Raw genomic sequence first — 21,047 nt, forward strand, 5'->3', positions numbered from 1 at the left:
CCTATCCAGCCGCGGAGACGGCAATGAGCCCCGTCCCGAGGGGCGGACAGGGAAGATCGGAACTGCGCCATCGCCCGCGCGCGCGGGCCGGACCCCGATCTCCGGGGCCCGGCCCGCCGGTCCGGGGCGCGGTCAGCGCGGCTCCACCCGCATGGGCAGGGGCCCGGTGGACAGGCTCATGTGCGGTCTCGGCGTGACGCGCGTACCGGGCACCGGGCGCAGCCGCCACCGGGAGGCGATGGCCGCCAGCGCCAAGGTGGCCTCGGTGATGCCGAAGACGTCGCCGATGCACTTGCGGCTGCCCGCGCCGAACGGCACGTAGGCACCGCGGGCCACGTCCTTGGCCCGGTCGGGGAGCCAGCGGTCCGGATCGAAGTGCTCCGGGCGGGGGAACAGTCCGGGGATCCGGTGCAGGACGTACGGGCTGATGATGATGTCGTCGCCCGGCTGGAGCCGGACGCCCCCCAGCTCGGTGGCCGTGGTCGTGGTGCGGGTGTAGAGCCAGGCGGGCGGGTACAGCCGCAGCGTCTCGGTGAAGACCCGCTGCGTGTAGCGCAGGTCGGGTAGGTCCTTGTACTCGGGGGACCGCTCCCCCAGCACCTCGTCCACCTCCGCGTGCAGCCGTGCCTCGGCTCGCGGATTCTGCGCGAGCAGGTGGAACGCCCAGGTCAGGGCGGAGGCCGTGGTCTCGATGCCGGCGAGCAGCAGCGTCATGACCTGGTCGTGGACCTCCTGGTCGGAGAGCTTCTCCCCGCTCTGCGGGTCCTCGGCCGCGAGCAGGGCCGACACGAGGTCGCCCCGGTCCCGGTCCGCCGTGCGGTATTCCTCGACGATCCCGTCGATCAGCCGGTGCATCTGTTCCAGCGCCCGCGCGAACTCCCGGTTGGCCGGGGTCGGCAGCTTCCCCAGGAGGCCGGTCGGATCCACCGCGTTGCGGTAGGCCCCGCGGACGATGACCGGCAGGCAGTGCTGGATGACCGCGACGGCGTGCGGGGCGATGTCGAGGGCGAACAGGGCGCGCGCGGTGATCCGGGCGGTCAGCGCCTGGGTCACCTCGTTGACGTCGACGACCTGTCCGGCCGTCCACGTGCCGGCCTGCGCCTGTACCTCCTCGTGCATGACGTGCGCGTACGCGGCGATCCTGGCCGGGTGGAAGGCCGGCTGGACCAGCCGGCGCTGACGCTTGTGGTCGGTCCAGTCCGAGGTGATCAGGCCGTTGCCCAGGATCGGCCGGGCCTTCTCCTTCATCGGTCCGCCCGTGTCGAAGACGCGGGCGTTCAGCAGCACCTGCTGGACGAGCTCGGGGTGGCAGGGAAGGAAGGTCCGCTTGCTGCCGATCCGCAGTTCGACCAGGTCCCCGTGGCGCGGCAGCGAGGACAGGAACCGGACGGGGTCCCTGCCCATGGACAGCGCGTTGCCGAGCAGCGGGAGCATGCCCGGCGCCCGGGCCACCCGCCACTCGCGGGTGGCCGTCTTGTCCCGCAGCGTTCTCATCCGTCCGTGTCCTTCGTCGTGCGGTGGCGCGGTTCGCACCTCATGGGCAGGGGCCCGGGCTCCAGCGTGGCCTTGGGCTGCGGGCGCAGCTCCGTACCGGGTACGGGCCGCAGCCGCCAGCCGCCCGCGATCGTGCTGACGATGAGCGTGGTCTCGGCCAGGGCCAGGACGTCGCCGATGCACTTGTGGGCGCCGTGGCCGAAGGGCACCAGCGCGCCCCTGGGGACCTCCGCGAGGCGGGGCGGGAGCCAGCGCTCGGGGTCGAAGCGCTCCGGGTCGGGGAACAGCTCGGCGTTGTGGTGCAGCGCGTAGGAGCTGTACATGATCATCGTGCCCTCGGCGATCCGGTGGCCTCCGATCTCCACGTCCTCGGCGGCCACCCGCATCGACAGCCAGGACGGCGGGTACAGCCGTAGGGCCTCCGTGATGACGCCCTTGGTGTAGGGGAGGTCCGGCAGGTCGTCGAAGACGGCGGGGCGGCCGTCGAGGACCTCGTCGATCTCGGCCTGCATCCGCCGCTCCGCCTCGGGGTGGCGGCCCAGGAGGTGGAAGACGAAGGCGAGGGTCGAGGCGGTCGTCTCGCTGCCGGCGACGAGGAAGGTCACCACCTGGTCGAGGATCTGGGCCTCGCTCAGGCGTTCGCCGGTCTGCGGGTGCTCCACGTTCAGCAGGATGGAGAGCAGGTCCCCGTCGCCGCCGTCGTGGCCCCTGCGCGCCGTGATCATCTCGTCGACGATCTCCCGGAGCCTGCGGTTGGACTCGTCGTAGCGGCGGTTGCCGGGCGTGGGGAGCTTCTCCATGAGGCCGACGGGTGCCACGGTCCGCTTGTAGATCCCCTGGGACACGGTGCGCAGGCACTCGCGGGCCTCGTCCGTGGTGCTGTCGTCCAGCCCGGCGGAGAACAGGGTCCGCGCGGCGACGCGCATCAGCAGGACGTGCATCGCGTCGGAGACGTCCAGCACCTGGCCTGGCTGCCAGGAGCCGATGGTCCGGGCGGTGTCCGCGGCCACGGAGTCGGTGTAGGCGGCGAGCTTGGCCGGGTGGAACGCGGGCTGGATCAGGCGGCGCTGGCGGCGGTGCTCCTCACCCCGGGACACCGAGAGGCTGTTGCCGAGCAGCTGCCTGGCCTTGTCGAACACGCCTCCCTTGTCGAAGGTGCGGGGGCTGAGCAGGATGTGCCGGACCAGGTCCGGGTGGCACGCCAGGTAGGCGCGCTTGGGGCCCAGCCGCAGTTCCACCAGGTCGCCGTGGGCGGGCAGGGACGCCAGGAAGCCGAGCGGGTTCCTCCAGAGCGCGAGGGTGTGCCCGAGCAGGGGGACGGCGCCCGGCGCCCTGGCCACGGTCCAGCCGCGCGTATCCGGGCCGGACGCGAAGCGGGCCGAGGCCAGCATCTGGTCGCCCTTCACTGGATCCGCGAGTTGACGTCGTTGACGGCGGCCTTGTAGCGCTTGTCGCTGGTCGTCCAGATGAAGTTGCCGTAGATGAGGTCCAGCATCACGTCACGGGAGACCGGGTCGAACTCCTTGATGCACCGCACGTCCTCCTCGATGTCCGCGAGCCGGGCGTCGAAGAACTCCTTGAACTCCCGCTCGTCGGAGACGTCGCAAAGGCGGAAGCAGTTGGTGACCTGCCCGAGGGCGATCTCCCTGTCGTACGAGTAGAAGTCGTTGACGATCGCCAGTCCGCGCGTGGTCATCCGGGCCGCGAGGCCGCTCTTGGCGTGCTCCGAGAACTCCGCGTGGCGGTAGATCTGGTAGGACATCTTCATCCAGAAGTCCACGCCGACATCGGTGACGCGGAAGCGGAAGTACTGCTCCGGGGACGTCTCGCAGAGCACCTTCTTGATGTCCGAGTCCCGGAACATGTTGTCGCTCACCACGAAGGCGCGGGCGGCCTCGTACGCGAACCAGACCTCCTCCGGCTCGTAGTAGTGCTCGCAGATCTTCCGGATCTCCGGCAGGAAGGCGTCGAAGTCGTGGAGGGCCGGGTCCATGTCGTCCCACACGAAGGTCACGCAGTTGAGGATGCAGACCGCCTTGAAGGCTTCCATGTCCTTCACGTGGCGGGCGCTCTGCGACCAGCGGACCACGTCCATGTACGAGATCCAGCGCTCGTCCGAGATGTTCTTCCCGAGCGGCGCCACGGCGCGGTTGCACGCGTCGATGACCTCCCGCAGCTCCGCCTCGTCGAGCACGCACAGGGTGGGCTCGTGGGCGAAGTCGCGGGCGAAGAGGTCGCGGAAGCGCTCGGTGCTCTCCGCCCAGTAACGCGTCATGCTGGTGGTCGTCATGAGTTCCTCGCAGTGGCCGTACCGGCGATGTCCGTCAGGTCGCGGATCGCCTCGTGGGTGAACGGAGATCCTTCGAGGGCGGCGACCGCCCGGGCGCGGCGCTCCTCGATCATCCGCTCCACGCCCTCGCGGGCACCGGTCGCGACGAGGAGCGCGCGCACTTCCTCCGCGTCCGTCTCGTCGAGCAGCGGATCTCCTATCAGCTCCCGCAGCCGGGCCTCCTGCCGCGGGTCCGCCGCGCCCAGGGCGAGGGCGACGAGGGTGGTGCGCTTGGCTTCGCGCAGGTCGTCGAGCCGGGACTTCCCGGTCAGCCGCGGGTCTCCGTACACGCCCAGGAGGTCGTCGCGCAGCTGGAACGCCTCGCCGAGCGGCAGGGCGTAGCGCGTGAAGGCGGCCATGGCCTCCTCGTCCGCGCCGGCCAGGGCCGCGCCGATGTGCAGGGGGCGCTCGATGGTGTACTTCGCCGTCTTGAAGCGGTTCACCAGCAGCGTCGCGTCGACGTCGTCGCTCAGCTCACCGGTGGCCCGCAGGTCGAGGTACTGGCCGAGCATCACCTCGGTGCGCATCTCCGCGACGACCCGCAGGACGGGCAGCAGCCGGTCCTCGGCCGCCGCGCCCTTGAACAGCAGCTCGTCGGACCAGATCAGGGCCAGGTCGCCGACGAGGATCGCCGCGTTCTCGCCGAGCCGGTCGCGCCGGCCCGGTTCCCGGTCGCCGTGGCGGGAGGCCAGGGACTGGTGGATGGTGGGGCGCCCCCTGCGGGTGTCGCTCTGGTCCATCACGTCGTCGTGGATCAGCGTGAAGGCGTGGAACATCTCCAGGGAGGCCGCGACGCGGAACAGCGGTTCCGTGCCGGCGCCGCCTCCGACAGCCTGCCAGCCGATCGCGCAGAGCAGCGGGCGCAGCCGCTTGCCTTCGGAGGTGAAGTCCCTGAGCAGCTCCGCCAGGCTGCGCAGTTCCGGTCTGTCGTTGGCGATGCCCTTCGCGGTGAGGAAGTCCTCCAGGACCGCCCCCACCGCCTCGCGGACCGTGTCCGCGGTCATGGGCGTGTCGATGGCTATCGGAGCAGTGATGGGACTGCCCCCTCTCGTGTCTTGGCGGTCGCGTGCCAAGGAGGAGCCTGAGGGGGAGCGCTAAAGCGCCGACGAAGTCATGGGGGACGGGAGTCCGAGGCGGAGGGCCGTCCCTCGCCGGACGCGGAAAACACGCGTGCCCCGCTGGTGACCAGCGGGGCACGCGTGTGTCTGTGGCGACGTGGGAGGTCAGTGGTGGCCGTGGCCGCTCTGGATCTCCTTGTACTCCTCCACGGTGGGCTTCTGGATCTGGTTGCCCTCCGCGTAGAAGCCCTTGCTCAGCTTGGCCTTGAGCTTCTCCAGCGGCTTCACCTTGCGCTCGACGCCGTTCTCGTCGACCGTCGGGCCGATCTCGATCGGCTCGTACTGGTCGTGCGCGGTGAGCTGGTGCAGCTTGGCCTGCGAGAGGGGCTCGTGGACCTCGACGAACTCACCGTGCGGCAGACGCTTGATGACGCCGGTCTCGCGACCGTGCAGCACCTTGTCGTGGTCCCGGCGCTGCAGGCCGAGGCAGATCCGCTTGGTGACGATGAAGGCCAGGACCGGGACGACGAAGAAGCCGATCCGGACGAACCACGTGAGCGCGTTGAGCGACAGGTGGAAGTACTGGGCGAACATGTCGTTGCCGCCGCCGATGAGGAGCACCATGTACTCCGCGATCCAGGCGACACCGAAGGCCGTACGGGTCGGGACGTTGCGCGGGCGGTCCAGGATGTGGTGCTCGCGCTTGTCCCCGGTGACCCAGGACTCGATGAACGGCCAGACGGCGATGGCGCCGAGCACCAGCGGGAAGAGCAGCAGCGGGATGAACACGCCCAGGACGAGCGTGTGGCCCCACAGGTTGATCTCCCAGCCCGGCATGGCACGGATCAGGCCCTCGGGCATGCCCATGTACCAGTCGGGCTGCGCACCGGTGGACACGTGGTCCGGGCGGTACGGGCCGATGGCCCAGATCGGGTTGATCGACGCGATCGCCGAGACGGCCGCGATGATGCCGAAGTTGAGGAAGAAGAAGCCTCCGGCCTTGGCCGCGTAGACCGGCAGCAGCGGCAGGCCGACGACGTTCTTCTCGGTCTTGCCCGGACCCGCGAACTGCGTGTGCTTGTGGTACACGACGAGGATCAGGTGGGCCACGAGCAGGCCCATCATGATGCCCGGCAGCAGCAGGATGTGGACCGAGTAGAACCGGGCCACGAAGTCGCCGCCGGGGAACTCGCCGCCGAAGAGGAAGAACGAGATGTACGTGCCGACGACCGGCACGGACAGGATCGCGCCCTCCATGAAGCGGACACCGGTGCCCGAGAGCAGGTCGTCCGGCAGGGAGTAACCGGTGAAACCGGTGAACATGCCGAGGACCAGCAGCAGGAAGCCGAAGATCCAGTTGATCTCGCGCGGCTTGCGGAACGCGCCGGTGAAGAAGACGCGCATCATGTGCACGACCATCGCCGCGACGAAGATCAGGGCCGCCCAGTGGTGGATCTGCCGGATGAGCAGACCGCCGCGGACGTCGAAGCTGATGTTGAGCGTCGACTCGAAGGCCTCGGACATCAGTACGCCCTGCATGGGGACGTACGAGCCGTCGTACACGACCTCGTTCATGCTCGGGTGGAAGAACAGCGTCAGGTACACACCCGTGAGGATGATGATGATGAAGCTGAACAGGCAGATCTCACCGAGCATGAAGGACCAGTGGTCCGGGAAGATCTTGCGCAGGCCGGCCTTGCCGAGGCTGTGAATGCCCATCCGGCCGTCGATCCAGTCGGTGACACGCTCACCGGCCGGAGCCTTGCGTTCGTTGGTTTTCGTGGCAGTGCTCATCCGCGCTCCCAGAATGCAGGACCGACGGGCTCTTCGAAGTCGCCGAGCGCCTCGAGGAAACCTTCGTCATTGACGCCGATCCGCAGCTGCGGGAGCGCGTGACCAGCCGGGCCGAAGATGACTCGGGCGCCGTCGGAGAGGTCGAAGGTGGACTGGTGGCACGGGCAGAGCACGTGGTGCGTCTGCTGCTCGTACAGGCTGATCGGGCAGCCGACGTGGGTGCAGATCTTGGAGTAGGCCACGATGCCCTCGTGGGACCACTCCAGTTCCTGCTTGTCCTTGATGTCTTCCGGCTTGATCCGGACGATCATCAGGGCTGCCTTGGCGATCTCCGTCTGGAAGTAGTGGTCGTCTTCCTTCAGGCCTTCCGGCATGGCGAAGGTCAGCGACCCGACGGGCAGGTCCTCGGGACGCAGCGGCTCCATCGTGTTCTGGTTGATGAGCATCTTGCCCTTGGCCCAGAGCGTCTTGCGGAGCTTGTCCTCGGGCAGCGGGCCCAGGTCGCGCAGGATCACGACGGCGGAGAGCGGCAGCAGGGCCAGCGCACCGAGCAGCGTGTTGCGGATCAGCGGCCGGCGGCCGATGGACGACTCGCGTGCGCCGTCCTTGAAGTTCTGCTTGGCCTTGGCCCGGGCTTCGGGCGTCGCCGTGATGTTGTGCCGCTCTTCGGCGATCTCCACGTCGGTCATCAGGGTGCGGGCCCAGTGGACCGCGCCCGCGCCGATGCAGAAGAGCGCCGTGCCCAGGGTCATGCCCAGGGCGAAGTTGAGCCCGCTCACCTTCCCGAGGGGGAAGATGTAGACGAGCTTGTCGACCGGGATGGTCACGAACGAGGCGATGAAGCCGATCGTGGCCAGCATCGACAAGGTGAACAGCATGGCCACCGTGCGCTCGGAGCGCTTGGCGGCCCGCTCGTCGATGTCCTGGATGCGCGGCCTGTGAACCGGCAGACCGGGGTCTGCGAACGGGTCGTCCGCCACTGCCACGCCACCGTGGTGCGTGTCGCCCTGCTCGCTCGGCAGGTGCTTCTCTTCGGGAATGTCTTGGCTACTCATGACTTCTTGGCCTTAGCGGTGTGGGCCGCGACCCAGACGGCGACAGCGATCAGCGCACCCAGGGCGAAGATCCAGCCGAACAGGCCCTCGGAGACGGGGCCGAGGCCACCGAGCTTGAGGCCACCGGGGCTGGACGAGTCCTCGCCGTTGACGGTCTGGAGGTACGCGATGATGTCCTTCTTCTGCTCCTCCGGCATGGTGGTGTCCGGGAAGGAGGGCATGTTCTGCGGGCCGGTGAGCATGGCCTCGTAGATGTGCTTCGGCTCGACGCCCTCGAGGTTCGGGGCGTACTTGCCGTTGGTCAGCGCGCCGCCCTCGCCGGTGAAGTTGTGACACTGCGCGCAGTTGTTGCGGAACAGCTCACCACCCTTGGCGATGTCGGCGCCCGCCGGGTCGTACTGCTTCTCGTGCGGCGTGACCGGGCCGGCACCGAGGGACGCGATGTACGCGGCCAGCTGGTCGGTCTGCGCCTGCGTGTAGATCACGGGCTTCTTCGGCACCTGGGCGCCGGGCTGCTGGGCCGGCATGCGGCCCGTGCTCACCTGGAAGTCGACGGCTGCGGAGCCGACGCCCACCAGGCTCGGGCCGTCAGAGGAACCCTGACCGCCGGTTCCGTGGCAGCTTGCGCAGCCGACGGCGTAGAGCTTCTTGCCCTCCTCGATGGCGAGGGACTGGGCGGTTTCGTCGGCCTGCGCATTGCCCGCGGGCGCGAAGGCGGCGTACAGCCCCCCCGTGACCGCCAGCGCGAAGAGTAGAACGACGACCGCCGCCAGCGGATGGCGTCGTCGTGCGGAGAGCTTTTTCACGGATTACCCCGGGTGTCAGGATCTTCTGCGTCGGTGTTTCTGGATGGAGTGCCGGGTCGGGCCCGGCGACGTGTTCGCTACTTGATCAGGTAGATCGTCGCGAAGAGGCCGATCCAGACGACATCGACGAAGTGCCAGTAGTAGGACACGACGATGGCCGACGTGGCCTGTTCGTGGGTGAACCTCTTGGCCGCGTACGTCCGGCCGAGGACCAGCAGGAAGGCGATGAGACCGCCCGTCACGTGCAGCCCGTGGAAACCGGTGGTCAGGTAGAACACCGATCCGTACGGGCCGGACGAGAGGCTCAAGCCCTCGTGCTTGACCAGCTCGGTGTACTCGAACACCTGGCCGCCAATGAAGATCGCACCCATGATGAACGTGATGATGAACCACGTCCTGAGCTTCTTCACGTCACCGCGCTCGGCTGCGAATACGCCGAGCTGGCAGGTGAGCGAAGACAGCACCAGGATCGTCGTGTTCGTCGCCGAGAAGGGAAGGTTCAGGAAGTCAGCCTGTTCCTTCCAGTACTCGGCGCCCGTCACGGATCGCAGGGTGAAGTACATCGCGAAGAGGGCCGCGAAGAACATCAGCTCGGAACTCAACCAGATGATGGTTCCGACGCTGACGAGGTTCGGCCGGTTGACCGTCGGGTGCGCGTGCCCGGTATCTACTGTCGTTGCTGTCGCCACGACCGACATTATGTCGGTCCCTTATCCCGCCCTCACCCCGGGGGGTGCCGTTCGGAGTGTCAGGGCCGTGTGCAAGGCCCGAACGGCCCATCAGATCGGCCCGCGCGCGACCGCGGGCATCGACGGGCGAGGCTGCGCGAACCGATGCTGACAACGGGCCGGACGGAGTAGCATCCCGCGCAACATCAGCGTTTTTCACGGGACACGTGGAGGAACGAAATGCGGGCGACTGCGCGGGTTCTGGTCTACAGCGACGACGCGGGCACCCGGGAGCAGGTGCGGCTGGCGGCCGGGCGCAGGCCGGCCTCGGACCTGCCGCCGGTGGAGTTCCTGGAGTGCGCGACGCTCCCCGCCGTCCTCAAGGAGCTGGACGCGGGCGGAATCGACGTGTGCGTGCTGGACGGCGAGGCGGTTCCGGCCGGGGGCATGGGCGTGTGCCGGCAGATCAAGGACGAGATCTTCCGGTGCCCGCCGGTCCTGCTCCTGATGGGCCGTCCGCAGGACGCGTGGCTGGCCACGTGGAGCCGCGCGGACGCCGCCGTCACCCTTCCGGTGGATCCGGTGGACTTCGCGGAGTCCCTGGCGGGTCTCCTGCGTAAGCGGCTCTCTCCGGCCGCGTGAGGGCTCCGGGCCGCCTGTGGGGCCCGTAGGGGCCGTACGGGCGCATACCGGGGCACGGGAGGCCGTACGGGCTCCCGTGCCCCGGTGGCGTGCCCCTGGGGGCGCTCCGGGGTCCCGGTGGCTACACCTGCGGGCGCAGCCGGGCGTGGTCGACGGGGCTGCGGCCCTCTTCGGTGCCCTTGAGGAGGGCGCTTCCCTGGCGCCAGTCCTTCCAGTCGACGTTCCAGTCGCCGTAGCCGTTGCCGAAGTTGTCCATGTCGTCGCCGATGCTGTTGATCACCTTGACGATGTCGCCCTCGGTGATGTTCTCGTAGAACCAGGCGGCGTTGCCCGTGCTCATGCCGGTGCAGCCGTGGCTGACGTTCTCGTAGCCCTGGGAGCCGACGGACCACGGCGCGGCGTGCACGTATTCACCACTCCAGGTGACGCGAGTCGCGTAGTAGACGGGCAGGTTGTAGTACTCGCTGCCGCCGATGCCGACGGTGTCGCCGCGCATCTGGACGTAGTACTGCTTGCCGAGCACCACCTTGACGCCGTTGCGGGTGGAGAAGCCCGGCTTTCCGGTGGTCACCGGAATGGTGTTGATCACTTCTCCGTTGCGCTTGAACGTGAGGTAGTGCGAGGAGGCGTCCGTGGTGACCTCGACGCGGTCGCCGATCTCCAGCTTCAGCGGCTTGGCCGCGGCGCCGTAGAAGTCGTCGGAGATCCTGATGCCCTCCAGATTGCTGCGGACGGACACGCTCGAGTGGGCCGGCCAGTAGTCCTTGGGCCGGTAGTGGATCGTCTTGTCGTCCACCCAGTACCAGGCGCCCTCCACGCCGGCCGGGGCGTCGACGATCAGGCCCCGCTCGATGACGGCGCGGGCGGCCTTGTCCTTCACGGGCTCGCTGAGTTCGGCCGTGAGGGGCTGTCCGACACCGTACTTGCCCTCCTCAGGCCCGAATTCGACCTGGAGGACCTTCTTGGCGGGGGTGGTGTCGAAGGAGAGCGTGCGCTGCCCGGGGGCGCCCCGTTCGTCCTCGGTGTTCACGGTGACCGTGTACCGCACTCCGGCGGCCATCGGGACGGTGCTGTGCCAGCGGTCGCCCGCGGCGGACAGCTCGCCCGCGAGGCGGCGGCCGTGCGTGTCCATGGCGGTCACGTCCGTGATCCGGCCCTCGCCGCCCTTGGCGGTGACCTCCAGGGGCCGGCTCGGATCGACGGGGCGGCTGCCCGCGGACTGGTTGAAGGCGATGTGGTCGCCCGCGTCGTAGGGGCGGGCGGACAGCGGGTTGTCATCGGACCCGCATGCGGTGGCGCCGGCCCCGAGGGACGCGACCAGCAGGGAGCAGCCGATGACCGTCCAAAGACGCGGTGAGTGCTTCATGGAGTCAACGCTATGAAGGTATGGCAATTACGGCGCGCGGGATGACTGCAAACGAGGGGCCCGGACTCCTCCGTCAGAGGTGTCCGGGCCCCACGTGTCAGGCTGCGGCCGCCACCGGGAGCGGCGGCGCGGGTGCGGCTACTGGTTCTGGTTCTCGCCGCGGTAGTACTCGTACACCCAGCCCCACAGGCCGATCACGATGATCGGGGCCGAGAAGTACATGAGCCACCATCCGAAGATGACGCCCATGAAGGCGAGCGCGCCGCCGATGCCCAGCGAGAGCGGCTGCCAGCTGTGCGGGGAGAAGAACCCCAGCTCGCCCGCCTCGTCGGCGACGTCGGCCTCCAGGTTGTCCTGGGCCATCTCGTCCACGCGCTTGGCCGTGAAGGCCAGGTAGTAGCCGATCATGACGCTCAGGCCGAAGGCCAGGAAGAGCGCGGTGGTGCCTACGGGCTCCTTCGACCACACGCCGTACACGACGGCCATGATCAGGATGAAGAAGGAGAGCCAGAGGAACATCTTGCCCTGGATCTTCACTTGCCGGCCTCCTTGCCGCCGGTGACTGCCTTGGTGCCGGCGCCGTGGTCCGCGAGGTGGTCGAGGGCCGCGATCTCCGGGTGGTGCAGGTCGAACGCCGGGGACTCGGAACGGATCCGCGGCAGGGTGAGGAAGTTGTGCCGCGGCGGCGGGCAGGAGGTCGCCCACTCCAGCGAACGGCCGTAGCCCCAGGGGTCGTCGACCTCGATCTTCTTGCCGTACTTCGCCGTCTTCCAGACGTTGTACATGAAGGGCAGCATCGACAGGCCCAGAAGGAACGAGCTGATCGTGGAGATCGTGTTCAGCGTGGTGAAGCCGTCGGCCGCGAGGTAGTCCGCGTAACGACGCGGCATGCCCTCGACACCCAGCCAGTGCTGCACCAGGAACGTCCCGTGGAAGCCGACGAACAGCGTCCAGAAGGTGATCTTGCCGAGGCGCTCGTCCAGCATCTTGCCCGTGAACTTCGGCCACCAGAAGTGGAAGCCGGCGAACATCGCGAAGACCACGGTGCCGAAGACGACGTAGTGGAAGTGCGCGACGACGAAGTACGAGTCGGAGACGTGGAAGTCCATCGGGGGCGAGGCCAGGATGACGCCGGTCAGACCACCGAAGGTGAAGGTGACCAGGAAGCCGATCGTCCAGAGCATCGGGGTCTCGAAGGACAGCGAGCCCTTCCACATGGTGCCGATCCAGTTGAAGAACTTCACACCGGTCGGTACCGCGATCAGGAAGGTCATGAAGGAGAAGAACGGCAGCAGCACACCGCCGGTGACGTACATGTGGTGGGCCCACACCGTCACCGAGAGGCCGGCGATCGAGATCGTCGCGGCGATCAGGCCGATGTAACCGAACATCGGCTTGCGCGAGAAGACCGGGATGACCTCGGAAACGATTCCGAAGAACGGCAGCGCGATGATGTACACCTCTGGGTGTCCGAAGAACCAGAAGAGGTGTTGCCACAGCAAGGCGCCGCCGTTGGCCGCGTCGAAGACGTGCGCACCGAACTTCCTGTCGGCCTCCAGCGCGAAGAGCGCGGCGGCCAGCACCGGGAAGGCGAGCAGGACCAGGACACCGGTCAGCAGCACGTTCCAGGTGAAGATCGGCATGCGGAACATCGTCATGCCGGGGGCGCGCATGCAGATGATCGTGGTGATGAAGTTGACCGAACCGAGGATCGTGCCGAAGCCGGAGAAGGCCAGACCCATGATCCACATGTCGGCGCCGATGCCCGGCGAGCGGACGGCGTCCGACAGCGGGGAGTAGGCGAACCAGCCGAAGTCGGCGGCACCCGAGGGGGTGACGAAGCCGGCCACCGCGATGGTGGAGCCGAAGAGGTACAGCCAGTACGCGAACATGTTCAGCCGCGGGAACGCCACGTCGGGCGCGCCGATCTGCAGCGGCATGATCCAGTTCGCGAAGCCCGCGAAGAGCGGGGTGGCGAACATCAGCAGCATGATCGTGCCATGCATGGTGAACGCCTGGTTGAACTGCTCGTTCGACATGATCTGCGTACCCGGACGGGCCAGCTCGGCGCGCATGAAGAGCGCCAGGATCCCGCCGATGATGAAGAACACGAACGACGTGATCAGGTACATCGTGCCGATGGTCTTGTGGTCGGTAGTGGTCAACCACTTCACGACGACATTGCCCGGCTGCTTGCGCCGCACCGGCAGCTCGTTCTCATACGAGTCGGCGGCGGCACCCTGAGATTCGTTGAGGATGCTCACAGTTTGTTCGTCTCCGCATTCCGGGCCGGGTCGGTCTGCTTGATGCCGGCCGGAAGGAACCCGGTCTGCCCCTTCTCCGCCAGCTCCTTCAGGTGCGCCTGGTACGCCTCCGGGGAGACGACCTTGACGTTGAAGAGCATCCGGGAGTGGTCGACACCGCAGAGCTCGGCGCACTTGCCCATGAAGACGCCTTCTTCGGTCGGGGTGACCTCGAAGACGTTGGTGTGGCCCGGGATGACGTCCTGCTTGAACAGGAAGGGGACCACCCAGAACGAGTGGATGACGTCGTTCGACGACAGGATGAAGCGGACCTTCTCGCCCACCGGCAGCCACAGGGTCGGACCCGGGTTGCCGGTCTCCGGGTTCCGGTCGCTCGGGACGCCCTTGGTGTAGACGCCCTCGGCGCCCGCGGGGAAGTCCTTGGTGAAGCGGTCCGGGATGGAGGCGAGTTCCTTGGGAACCGCGCCCGCCTTCGGGGTCGCCGCGTCGCCGTCGACGTTCTCGATGTAGTTGAAGCCCCAGCTCCACTGGTAGCCGACCACGTTGATGGTGTGGGGCGGCTTCGGGGTGAGCGCGAGCAGCTTCGACTCGTCACGCGCGGTGAAGTAGAAGAGCACCGAGACGATGATGAGCGGGACCACGGTGTACAGCGCCTCGATGGGCATGTTGTACCGGGTCTGCGCGGGGACCTCGATCTTCGTCCGGCTGCGCCGGTGGAAGATGACGCTCCAGATGATCAGGCCCCACACCAGCATGCCCGTGATAAGCGCGGCCGCCCACGACCCCTGCCACAGGGACAGGATGCGAGGCGCCTCTTCCGTGACCGGATAGGGCATTCCGAGGCGGGGGAAGTCTTGCCAGTTGTACGAGCAACCAGTGGCGGTCGCCAGAACCGCGCCCGCAGTCAGCGCCTGCAGCAGCTTCCGCCGCATCGGGCGCCGCGGCGAGCGGTCGGAGCCGTAGGGACTCACGTAGCGCCTTCCCGAGAGTCTCGGCCCGCGCGGCCGGCCGCGGCCGTATTCAGGTCGGTCGCCGGCCCTGACGCAGGCAGGGGTTTGGATGTTTATGCGGACCAAACCCTACTGGACGCTATTTGGGGTCGCGCGGGGAGGGTGCCCAACGCGCCGTTACTGACCCCGAAGGGATGGATCCGCCGTACGGGGGACGGCCCAACCGGCCCTGAATGGCGGCCTCCCGAGGCCATCTGACGCCCCCTGACCTCGGCACCGTCGGGAAAGTGGCGCCTGCTCGCGGCGGCCGCCGGTTAGCGTGAACGGATGCCGTACTTCGACACCGCGTCCGCCGCCCCGCTGCACCCCGTGGCCCGGCAGGCGCTCCAGGCCTGCCTTGACGAGGGCTGGGCCGACCCGGCCCGGCTGTACCGCGAAGGCCGGCATGCCAGGCTGCTGCTGGACGCGGCGCGGGAGGCGGCGGCGGAGTCGGTGGGATGCCGCCCGGACGAGCTCTCGTTCACCCCTTCGGGGACGCACGCGGTTCACTCGGGCGTGGCCGGGGTGCTCGCGGGGCGCCGGCGGGTCGGCGGGCATCTGGTCGTATCGGCGGTCGAACACAGTTCTGTGCTGCACGCGGCGGAGGTTCACGCGGCGGGCGGCGGGACGGTCGCGGAGGTCCCGGTGGACCGCTTCGGCCTCGTCTCGGCATCCGACTACGGGCAACTCGTGGGCCCGTCCACGGCGCTGGCCTGCCTCCAGTCGGCCAACCACGAAGTGGGCACGCTCCAGCCGGTGGCGGAGGTCGCCGAGGTCTGCGGCTCCGCCGGGGTCCCGCTGCTGGTGGACGCGGCGCAGTCGCTGGGGTGGGGGCCGGTCCCCGGGGGCTGGTCCGTCCTGTGCGCGAGCGCCCACAAATGGGGCGGCCCGCCCGGAGTGGGCCTGCTGGCGGTCCGCAAGGGGGTCCGCTTCTCCCCCCAAGGCCCCCTGGACGAACGGGAGTCGGGCCGCTCCCCCGGCTTCGTCAACCTGCCGGCGGTCGTCGCCGCGGCGGCCTCCTTGCGGGCGGTGCGCGCCGAGGCGGACGCGGAAGCGGCCCGCCTGCGGATCCTGGTGGACCGGCTGCGCCGGCGGGTGGCCCGCCTGGTGCCGGACGTGGAGGTGGTGGGTCACCCCGACCTGCGCCTCCCCCACCTGGTCACCTTCTCGTGCCTGTACGTCGACGGCGAGACGCTGCTCCACGAGCTGGACCGGGCGGGCTACTCGGTCTCCTCCGGCTCCTCGTGCACGAGCTCGACGCTGACCCCCTCCCACGTCCTGAAGGCGATGGGGGCGCTCTCGGAGGGGAACGTACGGGTGTCCCTGCCGGTCGGCACGACGGCGGCCGAGGTCAACGGCTTCCTGGAGGTGCTGCCGGGGCTGGTGGCGGGGGTCAGGGAACGGCTGGGCGCCGTGGAGGCCGAGCCCGCCGCGCCGGACGCCGAGTCGCTGGAGCTGGACGCGCTCGGGCTGCGGTGCCCGCAGCCCGTGATCGAGCTGGCACGGGCGATCGGGCGGGTGCCGGTCGGGGGCACGGTGACGGTCCTGTCGGACGACGAGGTCGCGCGACTGGACATTCCGGCGTGGTGCTCGATGCGCGGGCAGGTCTACGTGGGAGAGGCCCCGCGCGGGCAGGGCGTCGCCTACACGGTCCGCCGGGCGGTATGACCCCCGCGGGGGTCATACCGCCGTCGCCGGGGCTCGGCCCCGGGCGACAGGCCGTCGGCTACGCGGCGAGGTGCGCCCGGACCTCCGCCGCGGCGGAGTCCCCGTAGGCCTTCGTGAAGCGCTCCATGAAGTGCGCGCGGGCCAGGGTGTACTCCTGGGTGCCGAGGGTCTCGATGACGAGCGTCGCCAGCATGCAGCCGACCTGCGCCGCCCGCTCCAGGCCGACGCCCCAGCCCAGGCCCGTCAGGAAGCCCGCCCGGAAGGCGTCGCCGACGCCCGTCGGGTCGACCTTCGCCGTCTCCTCGGGGCAGCCGACGACGATCGGGTCGTGGCCGACCCGGTCGATCCGGACGCCGCTCGAGCCCAGCGTGGTGACCCGGGTGCCGACCTTCGCCAGGATCTCCGCGTCCGTCCAGCCGGACTTCGACTCGATGAGGCCCTTCTCGTACTCGTTGGAGAACAGGTACGTCGCGCCCTCCATCAGGGTGCGGATGTTCTCGCCGTCCATCCGGGCGATCTGCTGCGAGAAGTCCGCCGCGAAGGGGATCCCGCGCGTGCGGCACTCCTCCGTGTGGCGCAGCATCGCCTCGGGGTCGTCGGCGCCGATCAGGACGAGGTCCAGGCCGCCGACCCGGTCCGCGACCGCCTTCAGCTCGATCAGGCGGGCCTCGCTCATCGCGCCCGTGTAGAAGGAGCCGATCTGGTTGTGGTCGGAGTCCGTGGTGCAGACGAAGCGGGCGGTGTGCAGCACCTCGGAGATGCGCACGGACTGGGTGTCGACGCCGTGCCGGTCCAGCCAGGCGCGGTACTCGTCGAAGTCGTAGCCGGCCGCGCCGACGAGGATCGGGCGGGTCCCGAGCTGCCCCATGCCGAAGCAGATGTTCGGGCCGACGCCGCCCCGCCGCACGTCGAGGTTGTCGACGAGGAAGGAGAGGGAGACCGTGTGCAGCTGGTCCGCGACCAGCTGGTCGGCGAAGCGGCCGGGGAAGGTCATGAGGTGGTCGGTGGCGATGGAGCCGGTGACTGCGATGCGCACGGCGTGGATGCTCCTGCGGAGGACGGCGAGGGGACATTCAAAACTACCCGGTCGGCGGCGTGTGGCCGACCGGCAGAAACTACCCCGTAGTAGGTCTTTCTTCGCCCGCCGCGCCGTGCATACCGTGCCCCATGACCTACACCGATGGCTTCGGGTACGCCGACCCCGCCGACGCGCGCCCCGGTTTCACCCGACTGCTGGGCGACTGCGCCCGCATGGCCCCGCACTGGCCGGTGCCCGCCGACCCCCGTCCGGACCGGGTGGCGCCCTCGCAGATCCACGGCATCCGCGTCCCGGCGGCCTCGGCCCGCCTGATCGCCTCCACCGCGGCCTACGGCGACTAGGCCGTCTCGTTCGGATCTCGTCGGCCGGGCCCGCGGTGTCCGGTGCGGCCGCACGGAACCGGATCCGTGCCCGCTGCGTCACACCCGCATCACCCACGGCGGGACGGGCAAAGGAGCGAAGCGGTGACCAGCGAACAACCCGGCACATCCGACACACCCGACACATCACGCACGACACCACGGCGGCCGGCCTGGATCGTCGGCTCGATCGCCGCGGCCGTCCTGCTCACCGGCGGCGGCACGGCGTACTGGGCGTCGACCGCCCACGGGGAGGGCCGGACGGGCGACAGCGCGGCCTCCGCGCCCCGCGTCGCGCCCGCTCCGACGGGGCCCGGCATCGCGCCCGGCGAGCCCGACCCCTCCGGCGGCGGCGTCACGTACACGGCCGACGTCCCGCTGCCCGACGGCCCCGGGACCGCGCCCGTGTTCGCCGCGCGCGGTGAGGTGACCTCCGCCGAGGTGGCCCGGCTGGCCGCGGCCCTCGGCCTCTCCGGCGCGCCGCGGCTCACCGGTGAGCTCTGGCAGGTCGGGGAGGCCGCGGACGGCTCCGGTCCCCTGCTCACGGTGAACCTCAAGGCTCCCGGAACGTGGAACTTCTCCCGCTTCCAAGTGGGCGGCACCGGAGACGACTGCCAGCGCGGCAAGGACACCTGCGGCCCGGCCACGCTCCCCCAGGACGGTTCGGGCGAAGGATCCGCCGCGGCCGGGGGCGAGCCGGTCTCCGAGGAGGCCGCCAAGGCCGCCGCCGCGCCCGTACTGGCGGCCGTCGGCCAGGGTTCGGCCAAGCTCGGCGCCGGGCTCCTCCAGGGCTCGGTGCGCGTGGTGAGCGCCGACCCGGTGATCGGCGGCCTGCCCACGCAGGGCTGGTCCACCCGGATCGGCGTGGGGGCGGATTCCAAGGTGGTGTCGGGCAGCGGCGAGCTGACGGCTCCCGTACGGGCCGGCGAGCAGCCGGTGACCGGCGCCGTGGACGCGCTGGCCCGGCTGAACGAGAAGGCGGGAGGGTCCGACGGCACCGGTCCCGGCCCGAGCGGGTGTGCCACCAGCGTCCCGCTGACCCCTGACTCCCCGGTCGGCGCCACGGACACGCTGCCCTGCAACCCGGAGCCGCGGCCGATGAAGCCGCCGCGGACGGAGTCGGTACGGGGCGCCGCGCTCGGGCTGGTCCCGGGCACGGTCGACGGGGCCCGGGGCCTGGTCCCGGCATGGCTGTTCGAGGTGGCGGGCAAGGGCGGCGGCCCGGGCCGCACGGTGGCCCAGCCGGCGGCCCCTGCCGAGGAGCCCCCGGCGACGGTCGCACCGCCCGCGAAGGGGCTCACCGTGCCCGGGTTCTCCTACTCCGAGGCCGACCGGACGCTGACGGTGAACTTCTGGGGCGGGGTGTGCAGCACGTACGCCCTGGAGGTCCGGGAGCAGCCGGAGTCGGTCATGACGCGGATCACGGACACCCCGAACAAGCCGGGTCAGGCGTGCATCATGGTCGCGCAGGAGATGACGGTGACGGCCCGGCTCCAGCAACCGCTCGGTGACCGGAAGGTGATCGACGCGACGACGGGCAAGCCGCTCGCGCGGCAGTAGGAGCGGGCGGTACACGCAGGAGGGGCCCGCCGCCGGATGTCCGGTGGCGGGCCCCTCCACGTGGTCCTGCGGGCTTAGCTGAAGGAGTCGCCGCAGGCGCAGGAGCCCGTGGCGTTCGGGTTGTCGATGGTGAAGCCCTGCTTCTCGATGGTGTCGACGAAGTCGATCGACGCACCGTGCAGGTACGGGGAGCTCATCCGGTCGGTGACGACCTTGACGCCGTCGAAGTCCTTCACGACGTCGCCGTCGAGGGAGCGCTCGTCGAAGAAGAGCTGGTAGCGCAGGCCGGAGCAGCCGCCGGGCTGGACGGCTACGCGCAGGGCCAGGTCTTCACGGCCTTCCTGCTCCAGCAGGGTCCTGACCTTCTCGGCGGCGGCGTCGGACAGGAGGATGCCGTCGCTCACAGTGGTCTTTTCGTCCTGTACGGACATCTGCATTCACTCCCGAAGTGGGCGGCTCCCCGCGCGGGTGCGGGGAAACGTCGGACTCTTGCCGTCGGTGGCAACGAGCGGGACCGCGGATTCATTCCGGGACCCGACGCTTGTTCCAGATATTCCATGCTCGCACACCGCCGCGCGGAGGTGACCCCTATCGGGGGCGGGCCGCCCCTACCGGCGGAGGGCGAATTCGTCACATCGACACTATCGGCATCGTCAAAGTGACATGAAGCGGTTATGATAGATAACGTCAAATAGACGAGAAGTCGAGCGAAGTCTTCAGAAGTCCCTTGTCGCAGAACAGAAAGGGTGCGTGTCGTGACCACCGCCCAGCCTTTGGACGTCCAGCCCACGCCCCTCGCCTTGCTGCTGCTCGGCCGCGAAGCCGACCCCAAGAGCGAGCGCGGGGTGGAGTGCCCCGGCGACCTGCCCTCGCCGTCCGACCCGAACCTGGTGGCGCGCGCCCGCGCCGCCAAGGAGAAGCTCGGGGACAAGGTCTTCATCCTCGGCCACCACTACCAGCGTGACGAGGTCATCGAGTTCGCCGACGTCACCGGCGACTCCTTCAAGCTCGCCAAGGACGCGGCCGCCAAGCCGGAGGCCGAGTACATCGTCTTCTGCGGCGTCCACTTCATGGCCGAGTCCGCGGACATCCTCACCTCGGACGACCAGAAGGTCGTCCTGCCCGACCTCGCGGCGGGCTGCTCGATGGCCGACATGGCCACCGCCGAGCAGGTCGCGGAGTGCTGGGACGTGCTGACCGAGGCGGGGATAGCCGGCAGCACGGTCCCCGTCTCGTACATGAACTCCTCGGCCGACATCAAGGCCTTCACCGGCAAGCACGGCGGCACGATCTGTACGTCGTCCAATGCCAAGAAGGCCCTGGAGTGGGCGTTCGAGCAGGGCGAGAAGGTGCTCTTCCTCCCGGACCAGCACCTGGGCCGCAACACGGCCGTCCGCGACATGGGCATGTCCCTGGACGACTGTGTGCTCTACAACCCGCACAAGCCGAACGGCGGCCTGACCGTCGAGCAGCTGCGGAACGCCAAGATGATCCTGTGGCGCGGGCACTGCTCCGTGCACGGCCGCTTCTCGGTCGACTCGGTCAACGACGTGCGCGCCCGCATCCCCGGCGTCAACGTGCTCGTCCACCCCGAGTGCAAGCACGAGGTCGTGGCGGCCGCGGACTACGTCGGCTCCACGGAGTACATCATCAAGGCGCTGGAGGCGGCCCCGGCCGGCTCCAAGTGGGCCATCGGCACCGAGCTGAACCTCGTACGCCGTCTGGCGAACCGTTTCGCCGCAGAGGACAAGGAGGTCGTCTTCCTCGACAAGACGGTCTGCTTCTGCTCGACCATGAACCGCATCGACCTCCCCCACCTGGTGTGGACCCTGGAGTCCCTGGCCGAGGGCAACCTCGTCAACCAGATCCAGGTCGACAAGGAGACGGAGAGCTTCGCGAAGCTCGCCCTGGAGCGGATGCTCGCGCTTCCGTAGCCCCGCTCCCCCCGTGACGCCC

At 69.3% G+C, this 21,047-nt stretch carries 19 protein-coding genes; 5 read left to right on the forward strand and 14 right to left on the reverse strand.

The annotated features are described in order from the left end of the window. Positions 1-132: 132 nt before the first annotated feature. The 8 genes from ACFWBY_RS20200 to ACFWBY_RS20235 all read right to left on the reverse strand — a co-directional run bounded on the left by ACFWBY_RS20200 (position 133) and on the right by ACFWBY_RS20235 (position 9,234). Complete coding sequence (locus ACFWBY_RS20200) at positions 133-1,494, reverse strand: cytochrome P450 (protein ID WP_385340491.1); 1,362 nt, start codon at positions 1,492-1,494, stop codon at positions 133-135. Then, complete coding sequence (locus ACFWBY_RS20205; protein ID WP_385340492.1) at positions 1,491-2,900, reverse strand: cytochrome P450; 1,410 nt, start codon at positions 2,898-2,900, stop codon at positions 1,491-1,493. Before ACFWBY_RS20205 ends, ACFWBY_RS20200 begins: the two co-directional genes overlap by 4 nt. Next, positions 2,897-3,784: a hypothetical protein gene (locus tag ACFWBY_RS20210; RefSeq protein WP_385340494.1), complete on the reverse strand. Its 888-nt coding sequence runs from the start codon at positions 3,782-3,784 to the stop codon at positions 2,897-2,899. Before ACFWBY_RS20210 ends, ACFWBY_RS20205 begins: the two co-directional genes overlap by 4 nt. Continuing rightward, a complete protein-coding gene (locus ACFWBY_RS20215) occupies positions 3,781-4,827 on the reverse strand; it encodes a polyprenyl synthetase family protein (RefSeq protein ID WP_385340496.1) in 1,047 nt (348 codons plus the stop codon). The genes ACFWBY_RS20210 and ACFWBY_RS20215 overlap by 4 nt, the downstream gene beginning before the upstream one ends. A 219-nt stretch (positions 4,828-5,046) precedes the next feature. Continuing rightward, positions 5,047-6,675 (reverse strand): cytochrome bc complex cytochrome b subunit, encoded by a 1,629-nt coding sequence (locus tag ACFWBY_RS20220; protein ID WP_385340498.1) that lies wholly within the window; start codon positions 6,673-6,675, stop codon positions 5,047-5,049. Further along, positions 6,672-7,730 (reverse strand): Rieske 2Fe-2S domain-containing protein, encoded by a 1,059-nt coding sequence (locus ACFWBY_RS20225; RefSeq protein WP_385340500.1) that lies wholly within the window; start codon positions 7,728-7,730, stop codon positions 6,672-6,674. Before ACFWBY_RS20225 ends, ACFWBY_RS20220 begins: the two co-directional genes overlap by 4 nt. Further along, complete coding sequence (locus tag ACFWBY_RS20230; RefSeq protein WP_385340502.1) at positions 7,727-8,536, reverse strand: c-type cytochrome; 810 nt, start codon at positions 8,534-8,536, stop codon at positions 7,727-7,729. Before ACFWBY_RS20230 ends, ACFWBY_RS20225 begins: the two co-directional genes overlap by 4 nt. Positions 8,537-8,613: 77 nt before the next feature. Beyond that, positions 8,614-9,234 carry a heme-copper oxidase subunit III gene (locus tag ACFWBY_RS20235; RefSeq protein ID WP_385340504.1) on the reverse strand — a complete coding sequence of 207 codons (621 nt, stop codon included), beginning with the start codon at positions 9,232-9,234 and terminating at the stop codon, positions 8,614-8,616. 210 nt (positions 9,235-9,444) lie between these two features. On the opposite strand from ACFWBY_RS20235, the gene ACFWBY_RS20240 reads away from it, so the two are divergent. Further along, positions 9,445-9,846 carry a hypothetical protein gene (locus tag ACFWBY_RS20240; RefSeq protein ID WP_385340506.1) on the forward strand — a complete coding sequence of 134 codons (402 nt, stop codon included), beginning with the start codon at positions 9,445-9,447 and terminating at the stop codon, positions 9,844-9,846. A gap of 121 nt (positions 9,847-9,967) precedes the next feature. Here the strand turns inward: ACFWBY_RS20240 and ACFWBY_RS20245 are convergent, their stop codons facing one another. The 4 genes from ACFWBY_RS20245 to coxB all read right to left on the reverse strand — a co-directional run bounded on the left by ACFWBY_RS20245 (position 9,968) and on the right by coxB (position 14,447). Then, entirely contained in the window at positions 9,968-11,212 is a 1,245-nt protein-coding gene (locus ACFWBY_RS20245; protein WP_385340508.1) for an Ig-like domain-containing protein, read from the reverse strand. A 138-nt stretch (positions 11,213-11,350) separates the two neighbouring features. Continuing rightward, a complete protein-coding gene (locus ACFWBY_RS20250; RefSeq protein ID WP_030291781.1) occupies positions 11,351-11,749 on the reverse strand; it encodes a cytochrome c oxidase subunit 4 in 399 nt (132 codons plus the stop codon). Beyond that, positions 11,746-13,476, reverse strand: a complete 1,731-nt coding sequence (gene ctaD, locus ACFWBY_RS20255) for a cytochrome c oxidase subunit I (RefSeq protein WP_385340510.1) — start codon at positions 13,474-13,476, stop codon at positions 11,746-11,748. Before ctaD ends, ACFWBY_RS20250 begins: the two co-directional genes overlap by 4 nt. Then, positions 13,473-14,447 (reverse strand): cytochrome c oxidase subunit II, encoded by a 975-nt coding sequence (coxB, locus tag ACFWBY_RS20260; protein ID WP_385340511.1) that lies wholly within the window; start codon positions 14,445-14,447, stop codon positions 13,473-13,475. The genes ctaD and coxB overlap by 4 nt, the downstream gene beginning before the upstream one ends. A gap of 306 nt (positions 14,448-14,753) precedes the next feature. On the opposite strand from coxB, the gene ACFWBY_RS20265 reads away from it, so the two are divergent. After that, positions 14,754-16,133, forward strand: coding sequence for a cysteine desulfurase/sulfurtransferase TusA family protein (locus ACFWBY_RS20265; protein WP_385340513.1), 1,380 nt, complete (start codon positions 14,754-14,756; stop codon positions 16,131-16,133). Positions 16,134-16,191: 58 nt separating this feature from the next. Here ACFWBY_RS20265 and ACFWBY_RS20270 read toward each other — a convergent pair whose 3' ends face one another. Continuing rightward, entirely contained in the window at positions 16,192-17,169 is a 978-nt protein-coding gene (locus ACFWBY_RS20270) for a carbohydrate kinase family protein (protein ID WP_385340515.1), read from the reverse strand. Between the two features lie 131 nt (positions 17,170-17,300). Between ACFWBY_RS20270 and ACFWBY_RS20275 the strand changes: the two genes are divergently transcribed. Together ACFWBY_RS20275 and ACFWBY_RS20280 are read left to right on the forward strand one after the other, a co-directional pair. Continuing rightward, entirely contained in the window at positions 17,301-17,513 is a 213-nt protein-coding gene (locus tag ACFWBY_RS20275) for a hypothetical protein (protein WP_385340516.1), read from the forward strand. A gap of 123 nt (positions 17,514-17,636) precedes the next feature. Continuing rightward, positions 17,637-19,091, forward strand: a complete 1,455-nt coding sequence (locus ACFWBY_RS20280) for a hypothetical protein (protein WP_385340517.1) — start codon at positions 17,637-17,639, stop codon at positions 19,089-19,091. A 74-nt stretch (positions 19,092-19,165) separates the two neighbouring features. Here the strand turns inward: ACFWBY_RS20280 and erpA are convergent, their stop codons facing one another. Beyond that, on the reverse strand, positions 19,166-19,522 hold the full coding sequence (erpA, locus tag ACFWBY_RS20285) for an iron-sulfur cluster insertion protein ErpA (protein WP_214949940.1): 357 nt from the start codon (positions 19,520-19,522) through the stop codon (positions 19,166-19,168). 315 nt (positions 19,523-19,837) lie between these two features. Here erpA and nadA point away from each other — a divergent pair, with 315 nt between their 5' ends. Beyond that, on the forward strand, positions 19,838-21,025 hold the full coding sequence (gene nadA, locus ACFWBY_RS20290; RefSeq protein WP_385340519.1) for a quinolinate synthase NadA: 1,188 nt from the start codon (positions 19,838-19,840) through the stop codon (positions 21,023-21,025). The last annotated feature ends 22 nt before the right edge of the window (positions 21,026-21,047 follow it).

This window comes from Streptomyces sp. NPDC060049 (genome assembly GCF_042736715.1).
Taxonomy (GTDB): domain Bacteria; phylum Actinomycetota; class Actinomycetes; order Streptomycetales; family Streptomycetaceae; genus Streptomyces.